Below are 24,753 nucleotides of genomic sequence, written 5' to 3'. Positions count from 1 at the left end.
TGCGGCAGAATGCGTCATTGGCAGCACGTCAACACGACAGCTGGAGGCACCGTGGCCGAGCAGTCCTTCGACTACGTCATCGTCGGGGCCGGGAGCGCGGGGTGCGTGCTCGCGGCGAGGCTGAGTGAGGACCCGGCCGCGCGGGTGCTGCTGCTCGAAGCGGGTGGCGAGGACACCGCGGACGAGATCCACATCCCGGCCGCGTTCGCGTCGCTGTTCAAGACCCGCTGGGACTGGAACTACGAGACCGTCGAGCAGAAGCACACCGGCAAGTCCGCGTACTGGCCGCGGGGCAAGGTGCTGGGCGGCTGCTCGTCGATCAACGCGATGATCTACATCCGCGGCAACCGCGCCGACTACGACGGCTGGCGCGACTCGCACGGCGCCACCGGCTGGGGCTGGGACGACGTGCTGCCCTACTTCACCCGCGCGGAGGCCAACCAGCGCTTCGGCGGCCCGCTGCACGGTACGGACGGGCCACTGCACGTCGAGGACCGGCGGTTCACCCACGAGCTGTCCAGCGCCTGGGTCGACAGCGCGGTCGCCTGGGGCCTCAAGCGCACCGACGACTTCAACGGCGAGAGCCAGGAGGGCGCGGGCCAGTACCAGGTCACCTGCAAACGCGGCCGACGCTGGTCCACCGCGGACGCCTACCTGCGCCCCGCGCTGTCGCGGCCCAACCTCACCGTGCGCACGCACGCGCAGACGACGCGGATCCTGTTCGAGGGCGCCCGCGCGAGCGGAGTGTCCTATCTGGACAAAGGCATGCCGGCCACCGTCCGGGCGACGCGGGAGGTGCTGCTCTGCGGCGGCGCGGTGAACTCACCCCAGCTGCTGATGCTCTCCGGCGTCGGCCCGGCCGAGCACCTGCGGGAGCTGGGCATCGACGTGGTCGCCGGGCTGCCCGGCGTCGGCGAGAACCTGCACGACCACCCGGCGGCGCCGATCATCTGGTCCACCAAGGGCACCACCGACCTGGTGGACGCGGCGACCCCGGCCGGGCTGGTCCGCTACCAGCTGACCCGCCGCGGCCCGCTCGCCTCGAACGTCGGCGAGGCCGGCGCCTTCTTCCCGACCCGCGACGGGCTCGCCGCGCCGGACATGCAGGTGCACGTGGCACCCACGCTGTTCTACGACAACGGACTGCGCGAGCCGGCCGTGTCCGGTTTCACCTCCGCGGCCACCCTGGTCGACGTGGCCAGCCGCGGCCGGCTCCGGCTGAAGTCGGCGAACCCGTTGTGGAAACCCGAGATCGACCCGGCCTACTACTCCGAGCCGATCGACATGGAGACGATGCGCTCGGCACTGCGGTCGCTGATCGACATCGGCCGCTCCGGTCCGCTGGCGCGGTTCCTCGACCGGCCGCACCTGCCCGCGTCGCACGAGCTTTCCGACGAGGCGCTGACCGAGCACATCCGCGAGAACACCCAGACCCTGTACCACCCGGTCGGCACGTGCGCGATGGGCTCGGGCGACCAGGCTGTGGTGGACCCCGAGCTGAAGGTGCGTGGGATCGACGGCCTGCGGGTCGTGGACGCGTCGGTGATGCCGGTCGTGCCCCGCGGCAACACCAACGCGCCGACGATCATGGTCGCGGAGAAGGCGGCCGACCTGATCCGCGGACTCGGCGTGGCCGGCTAGCGCCTGGTTCGAAAGCGGCGCCGTCCGGTCGCCCTTGGCACCGTTGCCTAGGCCCGCCGATCCGCCGTGGACCGGTAACGGGAGGCGAGCTCCGTGCCCTGCCCGCCCAGCGCGGCGAGGTCGGCGTGGAAGACCGCGTCCAGCAGGCCGGTGTCCTCCACGCCGGGGGCGCAGACGACCTCGCCCAGTTCCAGGCCACGCAGGCTCGCGGTGACGACGTCGGCGGCGCTCATCCGGGGCACCGCGCTCAGGTCGAGACCCTGCCGTTCGTGGAACTCGGTGGCCACGACACCCGGGCACACGACCTGGACGCCGACACCGGTGCCCTCCAATTCCACGCTCAACGCCTGCGACATCGTCACCAGGTACGCCAGCGTTCCGGCGTAGACAGCGCGCCGGGGCTGCACGGACGCCGGGGCCGGGCCGCTGAAGGCGAACATGCCGGACACGTTCACGATCGAACCGCTGCCGCGTGCCTGCATGCCCGCGACCGCGGCGCGAGCGAGCATGGTGGCGGCGACGACCTTGACCTGGACGACCTCGTGGGCCTTGTCCGCCGGCAGTTCGGCCAGCGCCATGTAGTGCGAGACCCCGGCGTTGTTGACGAGCAGGTCCAGCGGCTCGTCCGCGCAGATCCCGGCGACCGTGTCGACGCCCTCGGCGGTCGACAGGTCCGCGGCGACGGTCCGTACGCCGGGGTGGTTCGCGGCGAACTCCGCCAGCCGTTCCGTCCGGCGGCCGACGAGGATCAGGTCGTAGCCGTCCGCGGCGAGGCGTTCGGCGTAGGCCCTGCCGATGCCGGAGGTGGCCCCGGTGACGAGTGCGAGCTTGCTCATGCGTTGTCCTTCCCTCTGTTCGGGTCCATCCTGAGAGCAGGACGCAGCGGCAGCCAGTGCCGTCACCCTCCTGGGACTGCCGGGACCAGGCTGTCCCGCGGTCAGTGCACCCGGCGAAGAGTTTCCCTGGTCAGCTCGGCCAACGTCGGATAGCCGTCCACACCCATGATCAGATCGGCCTCGGCGAGGATGCTGCGCAGCACGTGCACCACCCCGTCCGCGCCGGCCAGCGACAGGCCCCACGCGTACGGCCGGCCGACCCCGACCGCGGTGGCGCCGAGCGCGAGCGCCTTGATCACGTCCGCACCCGAGCGGACGCCGGAGTCGAACAGGACCGGAACGCCGTCGGCCGCGTCGACCACGTCGGCGAGGCAGTCCAGAGCCGGAAGTCCGCCGTTGGCCTGGCGGCCGCCGTGGTTGGAGCAGTAGATGCCGTCCACGCCACCGTCGATGGCGCGCCGGGCGTCCTCCGGGTGCTGGATGCCCTTCACCAGCAGCGGCAGCTTCGTCAGCGAGCGCAGCCACGGCAGGTCGTCCCAGGTCAGCGGGTTGCCGAAGACCGAGGCCCAGGTGCCGACGACGGCCAGCGGATCGGCCTCCGGCTCCTTGCCCAGCAGCTTCCGGAACACCGGGTCACTGGTGTAGTTCGCCAGGCAGTGCCCGCGCAGCTGGGGGAAGTTGGCCGTGGACAGATCCCGCGGCCGCCAACCGGTGACCCACGTGTCGAGCGTGACCACGATGCCGCGGAAGCCGGCCGCCTCCGCCCGCCTGACCAGCGATTCGGCCAGCTCCCGGTCGGTGGGTGTGTAGAGCTGGAAGAAGCCGGGGGTGTCGCCGAGCTCCGGAACGACTTGCTCCATCGGATCGACGCTGAGCGTGGACGCGACCATCGGCACGCCCGTGCGCGCGGCGGCCCGCGCGGTGGCCAGGTCCCCGTGGCCGTCCTGCGCGCAGATGCCGAGCACGCCGATCGGCGCGAGGAACAACGGGGTCGGCAGCTTCAGGCCGAACAGGTCCACGGACAAATCGCGTTCCTTGGCCCCGACGAACATCCGCGGCAGCAGGCCCCAGCGGGAGAACGCCTCGGCATTCGCCCGCTGGGTGTGCTCGTCTCCCGCCCCGCCGGCCACATAGGACAGTACGGACGGCGGAAGTGCTTGCGCGGCACGGGCTTCCAATTCCGCGTACGCCATCGGCAGGGTCGGCACCCGGCCGGTCAGCCCGGCGAGGTAGATCTCGTTCTGGTAGTCGCCGAAGCTGGGCAACGAGTTTCTCCTCAGCGCTTGCCGTGCAGGACGGTCATCAGCTTGGCGACCAGTGCGTCAGTGGATTCCTTGCGGGTGAAGGAAGTGAGCGTGATCGGCGCGGTGAACCGCTGCCGGGCGACCGCCTTGGACCGGGAGAACTCCCGCAGCCCCTCCGGACCGTGGATCCGGCCGAACCCGGAGTCACCGACGCCGCCGAAGGGCAGCGAAGCGATCCCGGCGAACGACAGCGGCGCGTTGATCGACGTCATGCCCGCGCGCAACCGCGAAGCCAGCTCGACACCGCGCGCCTTGGAGAAGACCGTGGAACCGAGGCCGTACACCGTCGCGTTCGCCTTCTCGACGGCTTCCTCCATGTCACGGACCTTCGCGATGGTGACTGTCGGCCCGAAGGTCTCTTCGCGGACCGCTTCGGAGTCTTCCGGAACGTCCACCAGCACAGTCGGCTGCGCGTAACGGTCGCCCACACTGTCGACGCCGCCGATCAGCGCGCGGCCACCGCGCTCAAGCGCGTCGGCGATGTGCCGCCGGATCACGCCGAGCTGCGACGGCATGGTGACCGGACCGTACTGCGCGTCTTCGTCGGAGCCCGCGCGCACGTCCTTCGCCTTCGCCACGACCTTCGCCACGAACTCGTCGTACGCGCGCTCGTGCACGTACACGCGCTCGACGCCGATACAGGTCTGCCCGGAGTTCGAGAACGCGCCCCAGACGGTGGCGTCCGCCGCCGCCTCGAGGTCGGCGTCCGCGTCGACCAGCACCGGGTCCTTGCCGCCGGCCTCGATCACCACCGGGGTGAGCGTGTCCGCCGCGGCCGCCATGATCTTCTTCCCGGTGGCGGTGGAGCCGGTGAACGCGATCTTGTCCACGCCGGAGCCGACGAGCGCCGCGCCGGTCTCGCCGAATCCGGTGACCAGCTGCAGGACCGGAACTTCCGGCACGATCTCGGCGAACGCGTCGACCAGCCATTTGCCGACACCAGGGGTGTACTCGCTGGGCTTGAACACCACGGCGTTGCCCGCGGCGAGCGCGTAGGTGATCGAACCGAGCGGCGTGTACACCGGGTAGTTCCACGGGCCGATCACCCCGACCACGCCGAGCGGGCGGTACTCCACGGTCGCGGCCTGGTTGGACATCAGCAGACCGGCCGAGCGACGCTGCCTGCCCAGCACCTTGCGCGCGTGCTTGGCCGCCCATGAGATGTGCTCGATCGCCAGCACGCTCTCCAGCTGGGCGTCCGCGACCGGCTTACCGGTCTCGTCGCGCACGATCTGGCACAGCTGTGGCAGCCGCCGGGTCAGCACGCCCTTCCAGCGCTGCAAGCGCTCGGCGCGGCCGGCGTAGCCGAGGCCGTCCCACCAGTGCGCGGCACTGCGCGCCCGCTGCACGGCGGCGCGGACGTCGTCGGCCGTGTGCACCGGGTACGTGCCGACGACCTCGTCGGTCGCCGGGCTGAGCGAGTCGAACGTCTCACCGACCGGGGTCGGCTTCGGCTGGACGGCGGTCATCGGCGTCTCCCCATCTCCGGTTCACCCCAGGCTACGAGGTTGCTGGCAAGCTGCCAACAGCTGTCCGCGGGCTCCCGGTCAGCATCGCATCGTCCACGCCGGTAAGCCAAGCCCGCCGGACCGGGCACCGACCGTGACCACGACGGATGTGGCGGCCGCGGCCACGGCGGGCATAGGGTGGAAGTGACCAGGTGAGAAGGAGATGTCCCGATGCAGTTCGTCCACTTCGGACATGCTTGCGTGCTACTCGAAACCGGCTCCGAACGGATCCTGGTCGACCCGGGCGCGTTCTCGACCGACTTCGAACGGGAGCGCGAGCTGTCCGCGGTGCTGATCACCCACCAGCACTTCGACCATCTGGACGCCGAACGGCTGCCCGCCCTGCTGGCCGCGAACCCGGACGCCAAGCTGATCGTCGACCCCGGCTCGGCCGAGGCCGTGGAGAAGCTCGGCCTCGCGTACGAGACCGCCCGGCCCGGCGAGGCGTTCGAAATCGGCTCCACCTCGGTGCACGTGGTCGGCGGCGACCACGCCGTGATCCACCAGGACATCCCGAAGATCCCGAACATCGGCTACGTGTTCGACCACGGCGCCTTCTACCACCCCGGCGACTCGTTCTTCGTGCCGGAGCAGCAGATCGACGTACTGGGCCTGCCCACCGGCGCCCCGTGGCTGAAGGCGGGCGAAGCCGTGGACTTCCTGCGTGCGGTGGCGCCCCGCCGCGCGGTTCCGGTGCACGAGGCCGTACTGGCGAATCCGGCCATGCACTACGGGCTGTTCCAGAACCTCGCCCCGGAGGGCACCGAGGTGCAGGTCCTGGACCGTGGAGCCCTGACGAAGGTCTGAGATCAGTCGGCCGGGACCAGCTCGCACCGGCCGTCGACGCACTCGCGGCGGAGACGGCCGGCGGAGACGGTCGCGACCAGCCCGACGGCCCAGCACATCGGGCAGCCACGCAGGGCGATCAGGCCGGCAGGGGCCAGCAGCAGGCTGACCGGGCCGAGGACGGGGATCAGCGCGAAGGCGCCGATCAGCGAGCCGAAGCCCAGCGCGCCCCGGAGCAGGTGACGGGGCACCGAGGCGCTCGCGAAGTTCCGTTCGGTCGTCATTGCTGTTCCTTTCCGCAGGTCAGATGGTCGCGCACGGCGGTGCGGGCGCGATGCAGCCGCGACTTCATCGCAGCGACGCTCAGGCCGAGGACGGCGGCGACGGTGCGACCGTGGTAGCCCTGGATGTCCCGCATGATCAGGACCTGCCGGTACTCCGGGGCGAGGGCGGCGATCGCGGCCGCGACCCGTTCGGCCTCGACCCGGTGCAGCACGTCATCCTCCGCCGACGGCACTGCCGGGGCCGGCGCCGACGGGAGGGGACGGCGGATCCGGCGCAGGCATTCGTTCCGGACGATGCGGAACAGCCACGCCGCGAGTGCGCCGGAGGCACGCAGGGTGCCGATCTTGCGGTAGAGGACGATCAGTGCCTCCTGCGCGGCGTCCTCGGCGTCTTCCCGAGTGGCGCACAGGGCGCCCGCGAATCGGCGCACGTGCGGATACGAACCGGACACCAGCGCGGCGATCGACTCGGCGTCTCCGCCGACTGCCGCCGCGACCAGGGTTTCGCTCGCCCACGCCGGTTCAGCCACGGGACCGTCCCCGGCGGAGCAGCACGACCGCGCACGTGCAGACCAGCAGCGCGACGATTCCGATTCCCACGGCAACCATTCTGACCTCCTGCTCAGCGTTGCCGACAGGTTTGTCGGCACACAGACAAGAGGGTGTGGTCCGGCGAAAGGATTCAGCTGGTGCTCGGGAACGGCACCGAGCCGCGGCGTTCCCGGTGGTCCGGGCGGTCGCGGTGGTCGCGGTGGTCGCGGTGGTCGCGGTGAAGCGAGCCGTACGTGTCGCCGAAGGCGCGGTTTTCCAGCGCCACGTCGACCGCGTCCAGCAGCGCCTGTCGCAGGCCCGGGCGGGCCAGGTCGGCGGCGTCGATGCCGAGCCGGACCAGGCCGCCCCTGCGGGCAGCGCGTGCGGTGGCCAGGACCAGGGCGAAGCAGCGCACCGTTTCGGTCCGGTGGGACTGGCTGGCGAATTCCTGGACTCGTGCGCGGTGGACGTCGCCGGTGACGAGATTGCGCACGGCGACCAGGTCCGCGCACAAGGTGAAGCCGTGTTCACGGAGGGCTTGGCGGGTGCCCTGCGACGCGAGCCAGCGCGGCGGGGCGAAGCCGTCGGCCTTGACGCCGGTCGCGTCGAGCGCCGCCTTCGCCGCGATCAGCCGCAGCCGGGCCTCGTGCGCGGGCAGGGCGGCGAACTCCGCCTTGCGGCCGAGCTGCACGGCACGATGCGTCGGCGGTACGCGGTGGTCGTAGCCGTGCAGCAGCACGGAATCGCCTGCCTCGGCGCGAGCGCGTACCCAAGTCGTGACGGGTCCGTCCTCGGTACGGGCCACGTGCAGGATCGAGAGCGGAACGCGGCGGCGATCGAGTTCGGCCGCCAGATCCGCGCACCGGTGAAGCGTGCGTGCGGTGACTCCGGACAGCGAAACCAGCAGGTGAGCATCCACGCCCCCATTGCGCCGCAGCCCGGTGGCGGCAAGGAGACGACGTCGTGAACTGCGCATGAGAGTTACCCGGCGGGGCGGCGGCAGCGCCAGGCGAGGTGGCGACGGGCGTGCCCGACGACGTGACGGTCACCGTCACTCCGGCTGCGGCGGGCGTTCTCGACGACGTGACGGTCACCCTCACTCCGGCAGTGCCCGATGACCTGACGGTCACACGGCGGTAGTGCCGAGCGAGGTGACGGTCACCCTCACTCCGGCCGCGGCGGTAATGCCAGGCGAGGTGACGGTCACCTTCACTCCGGCCGCGGCGGGCGCTGACCGTTCGCTGAGCGCGAAGCGGGCGTCGCGGACTCGGCAAGTCGCCGTACGACGGCGGCAATGCGGTCGCGGAGGTCGGGGGCGATGACGCGACCGTCTGCGACAGCGTCACGCGGGACCGGGATCCTCGCGCAGGCTTCGTCGATGATGCGAGTGCCGGCGTAGGTGAGCACCTTGCGCAGTGACTCGTGCGCGTCGGCGCCCCCGGTGGGCGCGGCGACCGACGAGGCATTGATCCATGCGACGGGTTTGCCGTACAGCTCACCGCCGCCGATGGTCCAGTCCAGGAGATTCTTGAAGGCCCCGGGCAGCCCGCCGGCGTACTCCGGCGTGCAGAACAACACCGCGTCCGCCGCCCTGATCTCCTCACGCAACGAGACGACCGCGGCAGGCAACGGCTCACGATCGTGGTCAGGATTGAAGTGCGGCAGGCCGTCCATGCCATCGTAGATCCGCGCGTCACCGAACTCGGTGGCCGTCCCGAGAACGGCCGAGTTCCCGGAACCCGCCCGCAGGCTGCCGCTGATGAGCAGAATCACGTACCCCAGTGTGCCACCATCCGCCACGGTAACGGTTGGCGACGAACGTCGCGCGCTTGGCCGCCCCGTCGTGTCGCGGGGCGGACGTCCGATGGGGCAGTCGCCCGGTCGCCAGTGCGGAATGGTTGCGCGGTAAGGAAACTGGCGCTGAGCGAAACCGTTATGCGATGGGGAGCGAGCGTCAGACCGAGCACAATGATGTCACGGGTGAAGGAAGGCCTACCGAGGAACAAGCACCCGTCGGGAAACCCGCGAATGCTGAATTCCGTTACACTGCAACGGAAACGGCTCCCGTCGCAGAGGCAGCCGGCACGTCGGGGACTATCGCGGGTGAGAGACGGCCGTCAGCCGGGCGAAGTGGTCGGCGGGGCAGCGTCCCAGCAACGGGCCGGGCACAGAACGCGGGAGCGGGCCGGACGCAGCACCGGGCGGGGACGGGTCGCAGCAACGAGCCGGACGCGCGGCGCAGCACGGGCCGGATGCAGCAACGGACCGGGCGTGGCAACGGACTGGGCCCGCGGCGCAGCAACAGACCGGGCCCGGAGTGCAGCAACGAACCGGACGCGGGGCGCAAACAACGGATCGGGCGGGGGCGCGACGACGGGCCCGCGGGGCGCGGCAGGGACCGAGCGCGGGGAGCGGGCCGGATGCACCACCGGGCGGGCCGGGGCGCAGCAACGAGCCCCGACGCAGCAACGGACCAGATGCAGCAGCCGGCCGGGCACAGCAGCAAACTGGGCCCGCGGCGCAGCTACGGACGGATGCAGCAACGAACCGGGCGCGGCAGCGGGCCGAACGCGCGGCACAGCAACAAACAGACCCACGACACAGCAACAGACCGAACCCGCCACACAGCAACAAAACGAACGCGCCACACAGCAACAGGCCGAGCGCGGGCCGGGTGCAGGGCCCAGCGACAGCCCCGGCGCGGGAGGCGGGTGGTCACTTCCAGGTGATCGACCAGCTTCTGCCCTGGGTGCGGCCGGCTTCGGCGGCGGGGGTGCGGGTGGCGGGGTCGAGCACGTTGGGGCCGATGGCTTCTAACGACGCGGCATCCGGGCCGATGATGGCGACCTTCGCGCCTGATGCGCGTAACTGGTCGGTGACCTCGGGCAGCGGTCGTTCGGCGAAGGGTTGCTCGGTCTCGCCCATGGGGGCGATCACCAGTACGCGGTCGAAACCTATCGCGTAGTCGGCGTTTTCGCCGGAGCGGACGCCGCCGTCGACGTAACGGTGTGCGCCTATCGTGACCGGTGGCCAGACACCCGGCACCGCACCGCTCGCGGCCACTGCGTCCACCAGCGGCACTCCCGACGCATTGCCGAACACCGTGGCTTCTCCGGTTTCCGCTTCCACCGCAACGATTTTCAACGCCCGCGACGGCCACTCATGGGAAGGGAGCCGGGCGGCGATCACCGCGCGGCGCCGCTCCTGCGGTACGGTCGGCGACTCCAGCGCGAACCTGCCCACCGCCCGCCTCAGCTCCGGCCCACCGACATTTCGCTCAAGCAGCGCCCCGAACTTCTCCAGGTCCAGCTCCGCCTGAAGCTCCTCGGTCTGCAACCCCGGTTCGGCCTGCCGGGCGTACAACCCCGCCAGCCCCAACCCGCTGCCCAGCTGCGCGGCCACCGTCGCCCCGGCCGACGTGCCCACGACGAGATCCGCCCCGGTCACGTCATTGCCGGCCTCCGCGAGCCCGGTCAGCAACCCGACGGTCCACGCGATCCCGGCGACTCCACCGCCACCCAGTACCAATGCCTCGCTCATGTCGTGCCCTCCCCTCTCCGCGTCTCCACCCTGCCATCCGGCACCGACAATTTCCGCAGCACGGACTCCAGCAGCTCGTTCGCCGCCCGCGGCGGCAACGCCAGCCCCAGCAGCGTCTCCGCCGCCTCGCGGTAGCGCGCCACCCGCGCCGGGCTCGAACTGCTCGCGCTCTCGGTCAGCAACCGCTCGTGGACGATCGAGGGCAAACCCGCGAAGTCGAAGATGGTGAACGCCCGGCCGAGGCCCGGCTGATACTCCCGCTCCGCCGGGACCACCCGCACGTCGACCTCTTCAGCATCCACCAGCGAAGCCAGCTGACGCACCTGCTCCGCCATCACCTCCGCGCTGCCGATTCGCTTGCACAGCGCCGTTTCCCCCACCACCAGCACGCACCGCCCGCGCGCCGCACGCCACGCGGGCCGCTGCTCCTCCACAGCCCGCGGCTGCAGGCACACTGCTGCCGCGTACGCGCTCGTCTGCAGCAACGGCGGCACCAACTCCGGCCCCCACGCGAACACTGCCCTCGCCGTGCGCTCCCACTCGCGGTACGCCTCTTCGCCGCCGGTGGCTATCCAGTCCTGCTCGCGCGCTCCGCGCGCCATTTCCACTATCCGCCTGCGGTCTTCACCCACCACCCTGCAGTGCGCGAGCACCGCCCCCACGTCCTCCGGTTTCGGCAACCGCAGTCCGCGCTCCCAGTTCGTCACGAACCCCGGCGTCATCCCCAGCAGGCGGGCAAGCTCTCGCACACCCAGTCTTCGTCTGTTCCGCGCCGCGCGGAGCTCCAGGCCCAACGCCCTCGCGCGCGGTGTTGCGTACGGTGTGGACATGGTTGCAGTCTGTCATGGGCTGCCGACAGTTTTCGGGGTTTGCCTCCCGGGCTACCCCCACTGCTCCAACGACAGCCCCGTCATCCTCTCGTACGCCTCCACGTACCTCTCCCTCGTCGCCTCCACCACCTCTTCGGGCAAGCTCGGCGGCTTCTCCTCCGACTTCCGGTCCCATCCCGACCGCGGCCCGGTCAGCCAGTCGCGTACGTACTGCTTGTCGAACGACGGCTGCACCCTGCCCGGCTCGTACCCCTGCGCCGGCCAGTACCGCGACGAGTCCGACGTCAGCACCTCGTCCGCGAGCACCAGCGCTCCCGTCTCGTCGACACCGAACTCCAGCTTCGTGTCCGCCAGCAGGATCCCGCGTTCCGCCGCCAGTTCCGCGCCACGGCGGTACACCGCGAGCGTCGCCTCGCGGACCTCCTCCGCTCGCTTCGCGCCGATCTGCGCCGCCACTGCTTCGAACGAGACGTTCTCGTCGTGCTCGCCGAGCGCGGCCTTCGTCGCCGGCGTGAAGATCGGCGAAGGCAGCTTCGACGCCTCCGTGAGCCCCTCGGGCAGCTGTACGCCGCACACTGCGCCTGTACGCCGGTAGTCCGCGTACCCGGAGCCCGTGAGGTAGCCGCGCGCCACTGCTTCCACCGGCAGCATCTCGAGCCGCCGTACGAGCAACGCGCGACCACGCACCTCCGCCGGGATGCGCGGGTCGTCGTACGCGACCAAGTGGTTCGGCAGCAGGTCCGACAGCTGCTCGAACCAGAACACGCTCATCGCCGTCAGCACCCGCCCCTTGTCGGGGATCGGCGTGTCCAGCACGAAGTCGTACGCGGAGATGCGGTCCGAAGCGACCAGCAGCAGATGGTCGTCTCCGACCGCGTACAGCTCCCGGACCTTGCCGGCGGAAATCTTCGGGTAATCGGCGAGCGTCGTCACCGCTGCACCCTAACCCGATGCCCCTCGAATCGAGGATGATGCAGGTCATGGCCTACCGCTGGATCTCCTTCACCACTGACTACGGGCTGCGTGACGGCTTCGTGGCCGCTTGCCACGGGATCATCGCGCGGGTGGCTCCCGACGTCCGAGTACTCGACGTGACACACCTCGTGCCGCCACAGCAGGTGCGCCACGGCGCCGCGGTCCTCGCGCAGACCGTGCCGTACCTGCCCAAGGCCGTGCACCTCGCGGTCGTCGACCCCGGCGTCGGCACCGCGCGCCGCGGCGTGGTCGTCGTCGCCGCGCACGGTCTGCTCGTCGGACCGGACAACGGGCTACTGGTGCCCGCAGCCGAGGCACTGGGTGGCGTGGCGGCCGCGTACGTGATCAACGGGCCCGAACCCGCGTCCGCGACGTTCCACGGCCGCGACGTGTTCGCGCCGGCGGCCGCGCGGCTGGCCCGCGGCGACGCGCCCGCCTCTTTCGGCCCCGCAGTGCCGGACCTGGTGCGGCTGCCGGACCCGCTGGTCGCCGCGTTGCCCGGCAAGCTCGTCTCGGACGTGCTGACCGTCGACCACTTCGGCAACGTCCAGCTCGCCGCGACTCGCGCGGACCTCGAACTGTCCGGCCTGACCGGCACGGTCACCGTGCACACCGAACGACTTGCCGTTCCCGCGGAGGTCGGCCGGACCTTCGCCGACGTGCCGGTGGGCGCGAACCTCGTCTACCCGGACTCGGCGGGCAGGCTCGCGGTGGCCGTGAACGGCGGTTCGGCCTCCGCCGTGCTCGGGCTGAGTCCGACCGACGAATGCACCATCACCGCGTCGCCCACAGCCAGCTGACCGGGCCGGGTCACCGCCGCCTTCATCCCGAACAGCACCCCGCCGTCGGGATCACGGCGGTACGAAGCGAGCGTGCGGATCGGCTCCGGACCACGACGCTCGCCGGTGTCCTGGTCGACCATCGGCACCGCGCAGCGCACGCACAGCCTGGCGTAGGCCAGCTCCACCCCGCCGGCGCGCAGTCCGCGCACCTGGTCCTCAGTGTGCGGCTCGACCCATCCACGGATCACTACGTTCGGCCGGAACCGGTCCATCGGCACCGGTTCCCCGCCGCGGGCCGCGATTCGCTCGTTAAGACTGTCCAAAGAGGACTCCGAGGTGACGAGCACCGCGTGCCCGTCCGCGAACGCGGCGGTCCCCGGTGTCTGCCCGCTCGTCACCCGCTCGTGCCCGGGCGCGACCCCGAGCAGCACCGAGGGCACGCCCAGCACCGTGGAAAACCATTCGGCCGCGTCGGCGCCCTGGTGGACGCCCTCGCCACGCCAGTTGAACGTGCTCGCCGGATGCCGGCGTCCCTCCCTGCGGACCTCGACCACCAGGTCCTGCACACCCGGACCGGACAACGCGAGCCGCGCCCCGCCGTCGAGCACTCGCGGCCGCACTGCCGCCAGCGCCGGAAACCGCCGCTGGCTGCGGAAGTCCCCGTCCGCGGTGACGACGATGAACGAACGGTCGTGCGCCAGCCCCGCCGGCGTCACCTCCGCGACCTCCGGCGACGTACCGGCGCAGCCCTTCACCGGGTAGTACGTGAGCTGCGAGACGGTCGCCATACCGCCCAGCCTAACCGCCACTCACGAGGCGCTCAGAGCACTTGCGACAGGAACTGCCGCAGGCGCGGACTCGACGGGGCGTCGAAGACGCGCTCGGGGGTGCCGTGTTCGACGATCCGGCCGCTGTCCATGAACGCCACCTCGTCGGCGACCCGGCGGGCGAAGCCCATCTCGTGAGTCACCACCAGCAGGGTCAGACCACGGCCGGCCAGCCCCGCCATCAGGTCCAGGATGCCCTTGACCAGTTCCGGGTCCAGCGCGCTGGTGGCCTCGTCGAACAGCATCACCTCGGGCTCCATGGCCAGCGCCCGGGCGATCGCCACCCGCTGCTGCTGGCCACCGGAGAGCGCGGTGGGCCGGTACGGCGCCTTGTCCGCGAGGCCCACCTCGGCCAGCCTCGCCCTCGCCACCTCCGCGGCGTCCTCTTTGGACAACTTACGGACACTGCGCAGCGGCAGCACGATGTTGTCCAGCACGCTGCGATGGCCGAACAGGTTGAAGTGCTGGAACACCATGCCCACTCGCCGGCGCAACGCGTCCGGATCGGAGCGGATCACGCTCTCGCCGTCCAGCAGCAGGTCACCGCTGCCGGGTTCCTGCAGCCGGTTCACGCAGCGCAGCAACGTCGACTTGCCGGAACCGGACGGGCCGATCACGCAGGTCGTGCTTCCGCTGGGCACCTTCAGATCCACTCCGCGCAGCACCTCGAGGGTGCCGAAGCTGACGTGGATGTCACGCAGTTCCACCGAAGAGGAACGTACTTCCGCCGCCGTCGTCACTGGCTCACCGCCCCACCGGCCGAGAGTTCGTTGCTCTGTCCCGTACCGGGGCGCACCTTGCCGCCGGTCTGCAGCCGCTTGTCGATGAAGTTGACCAGATGCGTCAGCGGGATCGTGATCACCAGGTACACCACCCCGGCGGCGACCAGCGGCGACTGGTTGCCGGTGTTGGCCGCGAGGTCCTGCCCGATCCGGAACAGCTCACGCTGCGAGGTGATGAACCCGAGGAAGTACACCAGCGTGGAATCCTTCACCAGCGCGATGAACTGGTTGACCAGCGCGGGCAGCACCCGGCGCACCCCCTGCGGGATGACCACCAGCAGCATCGCCCTGGTATAGCTCATGCCGAGTGCCCTGCTGGCCTCCAGCTGTCCTTTGTCGACGCTCTGGATGCCGGACCGGAAGATCTCCCCGATGTAGGCCGCCGCGATCAGGCTGAGCGCCAGGATGCCCAGCGGGTACGGGTTCGTGCCGACCAGCCCGCGCGCGAGCGTGAACAGGCCCTGGCCGATCACCAGGATGGTGAGGATCGCCGGCAGACCGCGGAAGATGTCCGTGTACACCCGAGCCGGCCAGCGCAGCCAGCGTTTCGTGGACAGCCCCATCATCGCGAGCACCATGCCCAGCACCGTGCCGATCACCGCCGAGGTGACGGACAGGATCAGCGTGTTGCCCAGTCCGGTTTTGAGCAGGTCCGGGAACACCTGCCAGATGTAGTCCCAGTTCAGGAACGTGTCGAGGAACTGATCCATCGGTACTACTTGGCCTTGAAGTCGGCCGGTACCGGCAGGCCGGGCTCGAACCGCTGGTGCATCTTCTGCCAGGTGCCGTCCGCGACGACCTTCTTGATGCCGTCGTTCAGCTTGTTCAGCAGCTCGCTGTTGCCCTTGCGCACCGCGAACCCGTGCGGAATGGTCGTGGTGATCACCTTCGCGACCTTCAGCCCGGGGTTCTTCTTCGCGTAGTCCTCGGCCGAGACCTGGTCGAACACCGCCGCCGCGACACCGCCGGAGTTCAGCGCGCCGACCACGGCCGCGTCGTTCGGGAAGCGCACCGCCTGCGCGGTCGGGGCGTTCGCGCCCAGCCAGGTGTCCGACACGGTGCCCTGGACCACGCCGACCCGCTTGCCTGCCAGCGAGTTCTCGTCGCTGACCCCGGCGGCGGGCTTCGCCTCGATGCCGAGCGACTGATAGTTGTACGGATCGCTGAACGCCACCGTCTTCTTGCGCTCGTCGGTCTGCGCGATGCCACCGCTGCCGACGTCGAACGAACCGCTGGCGACCTGGCCGAGCAGCGCGGAGAAGTCACTCGAGGCGAACTCGAGTTTCAGCCCCTCCTTGTCGGCGATCGCCCGGAGCAGCTCGTTGTCGAATCCGGTGTACGTGCCGTTCTCCTGGTAGGCGTTGGGCCGGGAGTCGCTCAGCGTGCCGACGCGCAGCGTGTCGGCGTCCGCCCCGCCGCAGGCGGTGAGCCCGGCTACCAGCGCCGCGGCAACGGCGGTGACCATCAGCTTCTTCATGTCACTCCTCGACTTGGCGAACCGGTCGGCGGGAATCGCCGGTGAAGCTTATGCCAATCACCGATCTTGTTCACGAGTTCCGCACCGGCAGGCCCGGCCCGCCCTTGCCGAGTTCCTTCGCGATCGGCGCGGCCTTGAAGAACTGCGCGTGCAGCCGGGCCGCGGTGCCGTCGGCGATGGCCTTGGCGAGGCCGTCGTTGATCTTGTCCAGCAGGTCGGTGTCGGACTTGGCGACCGCGAACGCGGACGGGGTGTCCTTGTCCAGCACGGTGTACCCGAATTCCAGCGGAACAGCCGGGTTCTGGTCGCGGTACTTCTGGCCGATGTCCTTCGGCACCACCCAGCCGTCGAGACCGCCGCCGCGCAGCTGGGCGAACCCGGCGTTGTAGTCCGGAAACCGCACGACCTGGGCGCCGGCCAGCTTGCCCGCGAACTCGTCCTGCACCGAGCCCTGGACCACGCCGAGCCGCTTGCCCGCGAACGAGCCCGCGCCGGTCAGCGCGGCACCCTTCGTGGTGACCACGGTGGTGTAGCTGGTGTCGTAGCCGTTCGAGAAGGCCACGGTCTTCTTGCGTGCGCTGGTCGCGGAGATGGTCGAGCTGCCGATGTCGAGCTGTCCGCCGGCGACCTTCCCGAGCAGGGTGGAGAACTCGGTGCCGACGAACTCGACCTGGAATCCTTCGCGCCGGGCGATGTCCCGCAGCAGCTCGTTGTCGTAGCCGGTGAACCGGCCGTGGTCGAGGAAAATGCTCGGCGGTGCGTCGGTGAGGGTGCCGACCCGCAGGGTCTGACCGGAGGCGTCCGACGATCCGCAGGCGGCGAGCCCCGCGGTGGCGGTCACGACGAGGGCGAGGGTGCTGAGGATCCTTCTCATGGCTTCTTCCTGGTGCGCACGGCAAGAAGCGCCAGGCCGCGGGGTGCGGCCTGGCGCTTCCGGGGTTCTGCGGGCGAGCCTAGGGATTTCGCTCGATCGGGTAAGCCCGTCTCAGCTGGTGGACAGCGTGCGGGCGGTCACAGGATCGGCTGCGGTGCGTAGGCCGCGGCGTCCGGGAACCGCTTCAGCACGTCCTCCACGCGGCTCGCGACCTCCGCCACCTGCCGCGGGGCGACACCGGTGAACGAGATCCGGTCGGCGAGCAGGTCGTCCAGCTCGGCGCGGTCGAGCGGAAGCCGGGCGTCGGCGGCGAGCCGGTCGAGCAGGTCGTTCTCCGCACCGCGCTCACGCATCGCCAGCGCGACGCCGACGGCGTTCTCCTTGATCGCCTCGTGCGCGGTCTCCCGTCCGACACCGCGGCGCACCGAGGCCATCAGCACCTTGGTGGTCGCCAGGAACGGGAGGTAGCGGTCGAGCTCACGTTCCACCACGGCCGGGAACGCGCCGAATTCGGCGAGCACGGTGAGGAACGTTTCCAACAGGCCGTCGAGTGCGAAGAACGCGTCCGGCAGCGCGACCCTGCGCACCACGGAATCCGAGACGTCGCCCTCGTTCCACTGGTCACCGGCCAGTTCGCCGATCATCGACAGGTAGCCGCGCAGCACCACGGCGAGGCCGTTCACCCGCTCGCACGACCGGGTGTTCATCTTGTGCGGCATGGCCGACGAGCCGACCTGGCCGGGTTTGAAGCCCTCGGTGACCAGCTCGTGCCCGGCCATCAACCGGATCGTCTTGGCCAGGCTGGACGGCGCGGCGGCCAGCTGGACCACAGTGGACAGCACGTCGAAGTCGAGGGAACGCGGGTAAACCTGGCCGACGCTCACGAAGTGGTTCGCGAACCCGAGGTGCTCGGCGATCCGCGTTTCCAGCTGCTGCAGCGCGGATTCGTCACCGAGCAGGTCGAGCATGTCCTGCGCGGTGCCGACCGGTCCCTTGATGCCCCGCAGCGGGTAGCGCCCGATCAGGTCGTCGAGCCGGGCGAAGGCGACCAGCAGCTCGTCGGCGGAGCTGGCGAACCGCTTGCCGAGCGTGGTCGCCTGCGCGGCCACGTTGTGCGAACGGCCCGCCATCACCAGATCGGAATGCTCGAGGCCGAGCGCGGCCAGCCGGGCGAGCACCGCGGCGACCCGGCTGCGGATGAGCTCCAGCGAACGCAGCTGCTGCAGCTGTTCGACGTTCTCGGTGAGGTCGCGCGAGGTCATGCCCTTGTGCACGTGCTCGTGCCCGGCGAGTGCGTTGAACTCCTCGATCCGGGCCTTGACGTCGTGCCGGGTCACCCGCTCGCGGGCGGCGATCGACTCGAGGTCGACCTGCTCGACGACCCGCTCGTAGTCGGCGAGCACCCCGTCGGGCACTTCGACGCCCAGCTCGCTCTGCGCCCGCAGCACGGCGAGCCACAGCTGGCGCTCCAGCACCACCTTGCGCTCGGGAGACCACAGCCGCACCAGCTCGGGTGAGGCGTACCGGGCGGCGAGCACATTCGGGATACGAGGCTTGTCCGTCACGCGACCACGATACCTGCGCAGGTCAGCGCCACAGCTGTGGGACCATGGGCGCCATGGGTATGGGAATGGTGCTGGGCGATCGCTTCCGCGTTTCGACGCGGGAGGCCTGATCGCGTACTCCCGCGCGAAGCGTCGCCGATCGAAAGGCACCTTCGTCGCACTGGGAGACCCTCATGTCCACCATCACGTGGACCGAAAACGAAACACCCCGCTCCGCGCGCTGGCATTCCGAGAACTCGGCCCCGGCGCCCGAGAACGTCGTCGTGGCCGACGACCGGATCACTGCGAACACAGCGCAGCGCCTGGCCCGCTCCGGGACCGGACTGCTGTGGCGCGGTGACTTCCCCAACGCCCGCCAGCTGCTGCGGGCGATGGCCCGGCGGCTGCGGCAACCCGCCGGCGGCCACCGCGCCGCACAGGCCGAACGGGCCGGCCTGCTCGGCAAGCTCTTGGTCCTGCTGGAACCCGACCACTCACTGCGGCTTCGACGCGCACCCGACGTGCGCGCGGCATGCGACCACGCCTACGGCCCGGCGAACGGGGCGACCGTGGTGTCGCTGTCCGAACTCCTCGGCGTGCTCGGGGCTCATCAATGGCATCTGCGCGGTGTCGAAATCCCGGCGTTGAACGCACGGATTCATCCGGATTACGGCGTCTTCTCACCGACCCGTGGCGATTACGTGGACTTGGTCGCCCGGGCGCCGTTGCCCGCGGGAGCCGCGGTCGCGTTCGATCTCGGCACCGGTACCGGCGTGCTCGCGGCGGTGCTGGCTCGGCGTGGCGTGCGGGTGATGGGCACCGACGTGAACCCGCGAGCGGTGGCGTGCGCGCGGACGAACCTGACGCGGCTCGGACTGGCCGGGCAGGTGCGGGTGGTGGAGACGAGCCGGTGGCCGAGCGGCCGCGCCGACCTGGTCGTGTGCAATCCACCGTGGTTGCCGGGGCGTCCTGCCTCACCGGTGGAACTGGGCGTCTACGACGCCGGCTCCGGGATGCTCCACCAGTTCCTCGACGGCCTCGCCGACCATCTGACCGCGAACGGCGAGGGCTGGCTCGTGCTGTCCGACCTCGCCGAGCACCTCGGCCTTCGCACCCGTGCCGAGCTGCTCGGCCGGATCCGTGCCGCGGGGCTTCGGGTGGCCGCGCGCGCCGATCTCGCGCCACGGCCGGCGCGGGCCATGGATCAGGTCACCTCACTCTGGCGGCTCCGTACGCTCTGAGGCGCCGGAGACGCCCACCCTCCGGTGGGCGTCTCCCGCGCCTCACCATTCGGCGAGACCACCGTCGTCGAGCCGCCACACCGGGGAGCGCCATCGGTGCCCGGTCTCGTCGGCGCGCCGCACTGCCTCCTCGTCCACCTCGATGCCGAGGCCGGGGCCTTCCGGGCGGGCGGCGTAGCCGTCGGTGAACCGGAACAACGCGGAGTCGGCCAGGTAGGCGACCGGTTCGTGGCCGTCGTGGTAGTGCATGCCGAGGCTTTGTTCCTGGATCAGGAAGTTGGGCGTCGCGAACGCCACCTGCATGGCCGCGGCCAGGGAGATCGGGCCGAGCGGGCAGTGCGGGGCCAGGCTCGCACCGTAGATCTCGGCGAGCGAGGCGATCCTCCGCAGCTCGGAAATCCCGCCCGCATGCGACGGATCCGGTTGCACCACCGCGATTCCCGCGTCGAGCACCGGTTTGAACTCCCAGCGCGAGAAGAGCCGTTCCCCGGTCGCGATCGGCACCGTCGACGCCTCGACCACCGAGGAGAGCACCTCGGCGGGCAGCTCGGGCAGGATCGGCTCCTCGACGAACATCGGCTGGACCTCTTCGAGCATTTTCACCAGCCGCCGCGCCATCGCCGGCGAAACGCGGCCGTGGAAGTCGATCGCCAGGTCGCGGTCCGGACCAAGGGCTTCGCGCGCCTGCCGCGCCCGGTCAAGCGCGGCGTTCGCCTCCGCGGGGGAGACGATCGGCCCGAGCGGGCCGGCGACGTTCATCTTCACCGCGGTGAAACCCGCCTCGACCTGCGCGGACACCGCGTCGAAGATGCCGGACGGGCGGTCACCGCCCACCCAGGAGTACACCCGCACGCGATCGCGCACCGGTCCGCCGAGCAGTTCGTGCACGGGCACCCCGCGCACCTTCCCGGCGATGTCCCACAACGCGTGGTCGAAGCCCGCCAGCGCACTGGAGAGCACCGGGCCACCGCGGTAGAAACCGCCCCGGCGCAGCACCTGCCAGTGGTCCTCGATGCGCAGCGGGTCCCTGCCGACGACCAGCTCGGCCAGCTCGTGCACAGCGGCGCGCACGGTGTCCGCGCGACCCTCCACCACGGGCTCGCCCCAGCCGCAGATGCCCTCGTCCGTACTGACCTTGAGAAACAGCCAGCGCGGCTGGACGAGGAACGTCTCGATCCCGGTGATCTTCACCCGGCCCTACCTCCTATGCGGAATCCTTGGCGGCCGACCAGCCGCCGTCGACGGTCAGGTCGGCGCCCGTGACGAACGAGGCCGCGGGCGAGAGCAGGAACGCGATGGCCGCCGCGATCTCGTCCGGCTCGCCGAGCCGTCCGGCCGGAGTCGCCCGGGCGCTGCGGGCACGGTCGTCGTCGCCGACCCGGGCCCACGCGCGAGTACGCACCGGGCCCGGCAGTACGGCGTTCACCCGCACGTCCGGCGCGTACTCGACGGCCAGTTGCCGGGCCAGCGCGATCAGCGCGCCCTTGCCGGCCGCGTACGCCGGATGGCCCGGCAGACCGAACCGCGCGTGCACCGAGGACACCAGCACGACCGACCCTCCCCGCGCACGCAGTGAGGGCAGGCAGGCTCGCATCGCCAAGTACGAGGCAGTGAGGTTCACGTCCAGCTGACGCTGCCACTGCTGCCGGTCGGTCTCGTGCAGGGGCCCGGTGGTGGGCACGTAGGCGTTGCTGACCAGCGCGTCGACCGCACCTGCGGTGTCCAGCACCCGGCGCCAGGTGTCGTCGTCGGCGACATCGCCCTGTACACCATCGGTGAGCGGGGCGATGTCCACTCCGACGACGCGGTAGCCGTCGGCCTCGAGCTGCCGGGTGGTGGCGGCACCGATCCCGGTGGCCGCTCCGGTCACGACGGCGGTCTTCCGTTCGGTGGACGCCTTCTCGATGGACGTCGTGCTGGTGGACATGGTCCTCCTTCGCAGCCGTCCCGAGAATAAACCATAATTTATGTTTTCACGCGATACCCTGACGGACGTGCCAAGGTGGCCGCGAGGAGGTGCGTTGATGAGGTATCGGTGGCAGATCACGCAGGAGGCGCTGCGACAGGGGGTCGTGGGCATCGTGCGGACCGCGGACGCGGCGTCGGCGGTCGCGGCGGCGCGGGCGGTGCTCGACGCGGGGCTCGGTTCGGTGGAGGTGCCACTCACGAACCCGGGTGCGCTGGCCGCCATCGAAGAGCTGGCCGCGGCGTATCCGGACGCGACGGTCGGGGCGGGCACGGTGCTCGACGAGTCGTCCGCCACGGCGGCGATCCGGGCCGGCGCGCGGTTCCTCGTGTCTCCGTCCCTGCACACCGAGGTCCTGCGGACAGCGCATCGGTACGGCGCGGCAGCGTTTCCCGGCACCGGGTCGGTCACCGAAATCGTGCGTGCGCTGGAAGAAGGCGCCGACGCGGTGAAGGTTTTCCCGGCCTCGGCGCTGGGCCCGCAGTGGGTGAAGGACGTACGCGCGGCAGTGCCGCAGGCCCCGCTCGTGCCGACCGGTGGCATCGCTCCCGGCGACGTACCGGAATGGCTCGCGGCCGGCGCGGTGGCCTGTGGAATCGGCTCGGCGCTGACCCGTGGTTCGGCTGAGGAGACCCGGGCCAGGGTCGCCGCGATGGTGCGGGAGGACGGGTGAGCGCGGTACTGGTCGGCTGCTACACGGCGGAAAAGGGCGGTAACGGCACGGGTGTCTCGGTCCTGCGCCGGGCGTCCTCGGGAGAGTTGACGCACGAGTCGACCTTGCCGATGGCCTCGCCGTCGTGGCTGGCAAAACATCCGGCGCTGCCGATGGTCTACGCCGCCAACGAAACCGAAACCGGTGAGGTCACGTCGATTTCGCTCTCCGGGGACGAGCTGACCGCGCTCGACGTCGAGGCCACCGGCGGGGCGGATCCGTGTCACCTCGCGGTTTCCCCTGATGGACGATTCCTGTTCTGCGCCAACTACACCGGAGGCAGCCTGGCGGTGTTCGCGCTTCGCGCGGACGGCCGGATCGAAGGCCGCACCGACCTCGTGCAGCACAGCGGTGGCGGACCGGACGCCGAGCGGCAGGAAAGCGCCCACGTGCACATGGCGGTGCCTTCGCCCGACGGTTCCGTGGTGAGCGCGGTGGATCTGGGCACCGACGAGATCCGCAGCTACTCGGTTTCGGCTGCGGGCAAGCTCTCGCCGCGATCGGTGTCGAAGCTGCCGCCGGGAACCGGGCCACGGCAACTCGTCCGCGTTCCGGGCAGCGCGGAAGCCTATGTGGTGGGCGAACTTTCCGGTGAGCTGCTGACCGTGCGCGAGACGTCCGTGGGTGATTTCGAAGTCATTGCCAGCACCCCGGCCACCGCCGCGGGCGGCGCGTCGCTGGTGGCGCACCTGGAAGTTCTGGAATCCGGCACCTACCTTTCCAACCGCGGGCCGGACTGTGTCACGTCGTTCGAAGGCGCACGGGCGAAGGCCGACCAGCCGTGCGGCGCGCATCCCCGGCATTTCGCCGTGGTCGGGGAAGTCTGCTACGTCGCCGCGCAGCAGGACGACGTGATCACCGCGTTTCCGTTGGCAGATCTCGGCAAAGTCGAGCCTCGCCGTTTCCGTACGGGGTCACCGAGCTTCGTTCTTCCCCTGTGACTCGAAGGAAGGCACTGTGACCGAACATCGCCCTCGCGGTCTGCACGGCCAGACCGTGGAGACGCTGGCCGCCCGGATCGTGTCCGGAGAGTGGGGCGAAGGCACTGTGCTCGATCTGCCCGCCCTGCGCGAGGAGCTGGACATCAGCCTGACTGTGCTCCGCGAGGCACTGAAAGTGCTGGCCGCCAAGGGGATGATCGACGCGCGGCAGAAGCGCGGCACGTTCGTGCGCCCGCGCGAGCGTTGGAACGTGCTGGACGCCGACGTGATGCGCTGGCAGACCGCGGCGAGCGGAAACCCCGGTCTCTTCGACGAGCTGACCGAGGTCCGCACCGTGGTCGAGCCTGCCGCCGCACGGCTCGCCGCCGCACGCGCGAGCGACGAGGACCTCACCGCACTGCGGAAAGCGCTGGACGCGATGGCGGCCGCCGACGATCCGGACGCCAGCGTCGAAGCCGACCTCGCCTTCCACCGCGCGCTGATGACCGCCACCCACAACAACTTCCTGCGGCAGGTCGAACGCGTGCTCGCGATCGGGCTGGCCGCCCGCGACGAACTCGTGCACAGCACCCGCGGCAGCGACGATCCGGTACCGAGTCACCGTGCGGTGCTGGACGCCGTCGCCGCCGGTGACCCGGCCGGCGCGGAATCCGCGATGCTGGCCCTGGTCGCGAAATCGCACGACGACCTCGACCGGGCCCGAGGCTGAACCCAGGAACCCCTGTCCGGCAACGCCTCAGTCGTCCGACAGCGCCGCGTTCAACATCCGGGCGGCAGCGGTCCGCGGCGCGGGATCGATCGCGATCAGCGCGTTCACCACCGCGCCGTCCACCAGCGCGACGAGTTTCTCCAGCTCCGCCTCGGTCACCGGGGTGCCCGAGCGGGCGAAGATCTCGGTCAGCAACTCGTCCAGCTGCGCGGACAACGTGCGCATGAGCGGGCGCAGGTACGGGCGCCGTCCGGTGGCGACGAGCCGTTCGTACCGCAGCAGCACGGCTTCCGCGTCCGCCTCGGGATCACCACTCGACGGGCCCAGCAGCAGATCCAGCACCAGTTCCACGGTGGCCTGCACCCCGCGGTTGCGGGTGGCCAGCTCGTCCAGCCTGCGCCTGCCGTTGTCCAGCTCGGCCCGCGAATGGTGTTCGACCGCGGCGGTCACGAGGTCTTCGAGCGAATCGAAGTAGTACGTGGTCGACGCGAGCGGCAGCCCGGCGCGCTCGGCGACCGCGCGGTGGCGGACCGCGTCGAATCCGCCCTCGGCCAGCAGCTCCGCCGCGGCTTCGACCAGCGCCGCCCGGCGTCGCTCACCTTTGGGCGTGGTCGCTGCGGCGGTCATGGCCGGTCATTCTGCCAGCCACGCCACAGGCAGCAG

Annotated in this window: 26 protein-coding genes; 7 read left to right on the top strand and 19 right to left on the bottom strand. The window is 70.7% G+C overall.

All coding sequences use genetic code 11. The features are described 5' to 3' along the window. Positions 1-51: 51 nt before the first annotated feature. Positions 52-1,641 carry a GMC family oxidoreductase gene (locus BJY18_RS24775; RefSeq protein ID WP_312873948.1) on the top strand — a complete coding sequence of 530 codons (1,590 nt, stop codon included), beginning with the start codon at positions 52-54 and terminating at the stop codon, positions 1,639-1,641. Positions 1,642-1,688: 47 nt separating this feature from the next. Here BJY18_RS24775 and BJY18_RS24770 read toward each other — a convergent pair whose 3' ends face one another. The 3 genes from BJY18_RS24770 to BJY18_RS24760 form a co-directional block, all read right to left on the bottom strand. Then, a complete protein-coding gene (locus BJY18_RS24770; RefSeq protein WP_184782331.1) occupies positions 1,689-2,477 on the bottom strand; it encodes an SDR family NAD(P)-dependent oxidoreductase in 789 nt (262 codons plus the stop codon). A gap of 101 nt (positions 2,478-2,578) precedes the next feature. Beyond that, positions 2,579-3,742, bottom strand: a complete 1,164-nt coding sequence (locus tag BJY18_RS24765; protein WP_184782328.1) for a lactate 2-monooxygenase — start codon at positions 3,740-3,742, stop codon at positions 2,579-2,581. An 11-nt stretch (positions 3,743-3,753) separates the two neighbouring features. Continuing rightward, on the bottom strand, positions 3,754-5,250 hold the full coding sequence (locus BJY18_RS24760) for an aldehyde dehydrogenase family protein (RefSeq protein ID WP_184782327.1): 1,497 nt from the start codon (positions 5,248-5,250) through the stop codon (positions 3,754-3,756). A gap of 210 nt (positions 5,251-5,460) precedes the next feature. Between BJY18_RS24760 and BJY18_RS24755 the strand changes: the two genes are divergently transcribed. After that, entirely contained in the window at positions 5,461-6,096 is a 636-nt protein-coding gene (locus BJY18_RS24755; protein ID WP_184782325.1) for an MBL fold metallo-hydrolase, read from the top strand. 2 nt (positions 6,097-6,098) lie between these two features. On the opposite strand, the gene BJY18_RS24750 is transcribed toward BJY18_RS24755, so the two are convergent. The 7 genes from BJY18_RS24750 to BJY18_RS24720 all read right to left on the bottom strand — a co-directional run bounded on the left by BJY18_RS24750 (position 6,099) and on the right by BJY18_RS24720 (position 12,193). Beyond that, the gene (locus tag BJY18_RS24750) at positions 6,099-6,359 is read right to left on the bottom strand and encodes a hypothetical protein (protein ID WP_184782323.1); all 261 of its coding nucleotides are present in this window, start codon (positions 6,357-6,359) and stop codon (positions 6,099-6,101) included. Further along, positions 6,356-6,889: an RNA polymerase sigma factor gene (locus BJY18_RS24745; RefSeq protein WP_184782321.1), complete on the bottom strand. Its 534-nt coding sequence runs from the start codon at positions 6,887-6,889 to the stop codon at positions 6,356-6,358. The genes BJY18_RS24750 and BJY18_RS24745 overlap by 4 nt, the downstream gene beginning before the upstream one ends. Positions 6,890-7,041: 152 nt before the next feature. After that, complete coding sequence (locus tag BJY18_RS24740; protein WP_312873947.1) at positions 7,042-7,809, bottom strand: DUF2334 domain-containing protein; 768 nt, start codon at positions 7,807-7,809, stop codon at positions 7,042-7,044. A 290-nt stretch (positions 7,810-8,099) separates the two neighbouring features. Next, entirely contained in the window at positions 8,100-8,663 is a 564-nt protein-coding gene (locus tag BJY18_RS24735; RefSeq protein ID WP_184782317.1) for an NADPH-dependent FMN reductase, read from the bottom strand. 942 nt (positions 8,664-9,605) lie between these two features. Further along, entirely contained in the window at positions 9,606-10,430 is an 825-nt protein-coding gene (locus BJY18_RS24730; RefSeq protein ID WP_184782315.1) for a patatin-like phospholipase family protein, read from the bottom strand. After that, positions 10,427-11,260, bottom strand: coding sequence for a helix-turn-helix domain-containing protein (locus BJY18_RS24725; protein ID WP_184782313.1), 834 nt, complete (start codon positions 11,258-11,260; stop codon positions 10,427-10,429). Before BJY18_RS24725 ends, BJY18_RS24730 begins: the two co-directional genes overlap by 4 nt. 51 nt (positions 11,261-11,311) lie before the next feature. Continuing rightward, positions 11,312-12,193, bottom strand: coding sequence for a phosphoribosylaminoimidazolesuccinocarboxamide synthase (locus BJY18_RS24720; RefSeq protein WP_184782311.1), 882 nt, complete (start codon positions 12,191-12,193; stop codon positions 11,312-11,314). A 17-nt stretch (positions 12,194-12,210) separates the two neighbouring features. Here BJY18_RS24720 and BJY18_RS24715 point away from each other — a divergent pair, with 17 nt between their 5' ends. Next, a complete protein-coding gene (locus BJY18_RS24715; protein WP_281393700.1) occupies positions 12,211-13,035 on the top strand; it encodes an SAM hydrolase/SAM-dependent halogenase family protein in 825 nt (274 codons plus the stop codon). On the opposite strand, the gene BJY18_RS24710 is transcribed toward BJY18_RS24715, so the two are convergent. The 6 genes from BJY18_RS24710 to purB all read right to left on the bottom strand — a co-directional run bounded on the left by BJY18_RS24710 (position 12,918) and on the right by purB (position 18,542). Further along, positions 12,918-13,805, bottom strand: a complete 888-nt coding sequence (locus BJY18_RS24710) for an MOSC domain-containing protein (RefSeq protein ID WP_184782309.1) — start codon at positions 13,803-13,805, stop codon at positions 12,918-12,920. The two genes, BJY18_RS24715 and BJY18_RS24710, sit on opposite strands and share 118 nt — an antisense overlap. Before the next feature lie 32 nt (positions 13,806-13,837). Continuing rightward, positions 13,838-14,584 (bottom strand): amino acid ABC transporter ATP-binding protein, encoded by a 747-nt coding sequence (locus tag BJY18_RS24705; RefSeq protein WP_184782307.1) that lies wholly within the window; start codon positions 14,582-14,584, stop codon positions 13,838-13,840. Beyond that, entirely contained in the window at positions 14,581-15,336 is a 756-nt protein-coding gene (locus BJY18_RS24700; protein ID WP_184782305.1) for an amino acid ABC transporter permease, read from the bottom strand. Before BJY18_RS24700 ends, BJY18_RS24705 begins: the two co-directional genes overlap by 4 nt. 5 nt (positions 15,337-15,341) lie before the next feature. Beyond that, complete coding sequence (locus BJY18_RS24695; protein WP_184782303.1) at positions 15,342-16,103, bottom strand: ABC transporter substrate-binding protein; 762 nt, start codon at positions 16,101-16,103, stop codon at positions 15,342-15,344. Positions 16,104-16,173: 70 nt separating this feature from the next. Next, positions 16,174-16,977, bottom strand: coding sequence for a substrate-binding periplasmic protein (locus tag BJY18_RS24690; RefSeq protein ID WP_184782301.1), 804 nt, complete (start codon positions 16,975-16,977; stop codon positions 16,174-16,176). Positions 16,978-17,114: 137 nt separating this feature from the next. Then, positions 17,115-18,542, bottom strand: coding sequence for an adenylosuccinate lyase (gene purB / locus BJY18_RS24685; RefSeq protein ID WP_184782299.1), 1,428 nt, complete (start codon positions 18,540-18,542; stop codon positions 17,115-17,117). A gap of 173 nt (positions 18,543-18,715) precedes the next feature. Here purB and BJY18_RS24680 point away from each other — a divergent pair, with 173 nt between their 5' ends. Then, positions 18,716-19,762 carry a methyltransferase gene (locus BJY18_RS24680; RefSeq protein ID WP_184782297.1) on the top strand — a complete coding sequence of 349 codons (1,047 nt, stop codon included), beginning with the start codon at positions 18,716-18,718 and terminating at the stop codon, positions 19,760-19,762. A 42-nt stretch (positions 19,763-19,804) separates the two neighbouring features. Here the strand turns inward: BJY18_RS24680 and dgoD are convergent, their stop codons facing one another. Together dgoD and BJY18_RS24670 are read right to left on the bottom strand one after the other, a co-directional pair. Further along, positions 19,805-20,953: a galactonate dehydratase gene (dgoD, locus tag BJY18_RS24675; RefSeq protein ID WP_184782295.1), complete on the bottom strand. Its 1,149-nt coding sequence runs from the start codon at positions 20,951-20,953 to the stop codon at positions 19,805-19,807. Positions 20,954-20,966: 13 nt separating this feature from the next. After that, positions 20,967-21,689 (bottom strand): SDR family NAD(P)-dependent oxidoreductase, encoded by a 723-nt coding sequence (locus BJY18_RS24670; RefSeq protein WP_184782293.1) that lies wholly within the window; start codon positions 21,687-21,689, stop codon positions 20,967-20,969. A gap of 97 nt (positions 21,690-21,786) precedes the next feature. On the opposite strand from BJY18_RS24670, the gene BJY18_RS24665 reads away from it, so the two are divergent. Genes BJY18_RS24665 through BJY18_RS24655 form a run of 3 tightly spaced genes read left to right on the top strand, consistent with a single transcriptional unit; the run spans position 21,787 to position 24,090 of the window. After that, a complete protein-coding gene (locus BJY18_RS24665; RefSeq protein ID WP_184782291.1) occupies positions 21,787-22,401 on the top strand; it encodes a bifunctional 4-hydroxy-2-oxoglutarate aldolase/2-dehydro-3-deoxy-phosphogluconate aldolase in 615 nt (204 codons plus the stop codon). Further along, positions 22,398-23,381, top strand: coding sequence for a lactonase family protein (locus tag BJY18_RS24660; RefSeq protein WP_184782289.1), 984 nt, complete (start codon positions 22,398-22,400; stop codon positions 23,379-23,381). Before BJY18_RS24665 ends, BJY18_RS24660 begins: the two co-directional genes overlap by 4 nt. Before the next feature lie 16 nt (positions 23,382-23,397). Continuing rightward, positions 23,398-24,090 carry a FadR/GntR family transcriptional regulator gene (locus BJY18_RS24655; protein ID WP_184782287.1) on the top strand — a complete coding sequence of 231 codons (693 nt, stop codon included), beginning with the start codon at positions 23,398-23,400 and terminating at the stop codon, positions 24,088-24,090. Positions 24,091-24,117: 27 nt separating this feature from the next. On the opposite strand, the gene BJY18_RS24650 is transcribed toward BJY18_RS24655, so the two are convergent. Continuing rightward, a complete protein-coding gene (locus tag BJY18_RS24650) occupies positions 24,118-24,717 on the bottom strand; it encodes a TetR/AcrR family transcriptional regulator (protein WP_184782286.1) in 600 nt (199 codons plus the stop codon). Positions 24,718-24,753: the final 36 nt, after the last annotated feature.

The organism is Amycolatopsis jiangsuensis, assembly GCF_014204865.1.
GTDB classification, from domain to species: Bacteria; Actinomycetota; Actinomycetes; order Mycobacteriales; family Pseudonocardiaceae; genus Amycolatopsis; species Amycolatopsis jiangsuensis.
Note: the sequence above shows the minus strand (reverse complement) of the source record. Positions and strands in the feature narration are given on the sequence as shown.

Coding starts and splice junctions, on each gene's coding strand:
- BJY18_RS24650 (WP_184782286.1), bottom strand. CDS start 24,717: ATGACCGCCGCAGCGACCACGCCCAAAGGTGAGCGACGCCGGGCGGCG.
- BJY18_RS24755 (WP_184782325.1), top strand. CDS start 5,461: ATGCAGTTCGTCCACTTCGGACATGCTTGCGTGCTACTCGAAACCGGC.
- BJY18_RS24695 (WP_184782303.1), bottom strand. CDS start 16,103: ATGAAGAAGCTGATGGTCACCGCCGTTGCCGCGGCGCTGGTAGCCGGG.
- BJY18_RS24670 (WP_184782293.1), bottom strand. CDS start 21,689: ATGTCCACCAGCACGACGTCCATCGAGAAGGCGTCCACCGAACGGAAG.
- BJY18_RS24750 (WP_184782323.1), bottom strand. CDS start 6,359: ATGACGACCGAACGGAACTTCGCGAGCGCCTCGGTGCCCCGTCACCTG.
- BJY18_RS24760 (WP_184782327.1), bottom strand. CDS start 5,250: ATGACCGCCGTCCAGCCGAAGCCGACCCCGGTCGGTGAGACGTTCGAC.
- BJY18_RS24665 (WP_184782291.1), top strand. CDS start 21,787: ATGAGGTATCGGTGGCAGATCACGCAGGAGGCGCTGCGACAGGGGGTC.
- BJY18_RS24715 (WP_281393700.1), top strand. CDS start 12,211: ATGCCCCTCGAATCGAGGATGATGCAGGTCATGGCCTACCGCTGGATC.
- BJY18_RS24690 (WP_184782301.1), bottom strand. CDS start 16,977: ATGAGAAGGATCCTCAGCACCCTCGCCCTCGTCGTGACCGCCACCGCG.
- BJY18_RS24725 (WP_184782313.1), bottom strand. CDS start 11,260: ATGTCCACACCGTACGCAACACCGCGCGCGAGGGCGTTGGGCCTGGAG.
- BJY18_RS24700 (WP_184782305.1), bottom strand. CDS start 15,336: ATGGATCAGTTCCTCGACACGTTCCTGAACTGGGACTACATCTGGCAG.
- BJY18_RS24770 (WP_184782331.1), bottom strand. CDS start 2,477: ATGAGCAAGCTCGCACTCGTCACCGGGGCCACCTCCGGCATCGGCAGG.
- BJY18_RS24710 (WP_184782309.1), bottom strand. CDS start 13,805: ATGGCGACCGTCTCGCAGCTCACGTACTACCCGGTGAAGGGCTGCGCC.
- BJY18_RS24680 (WP_184782297.1), top strand. CDS start 18,716: ATGTCCACCATCACGTGGACCGAAAACGAAACACCCCGCTCCGCGCGC.
- BJY18_RS24730 (WP_184782315.1), bottom strand. CDS start 10,430: ATGAGCGAGGCATTGGTACTGGGTGGCGGTGGAGTCGCCGGGATCGCG.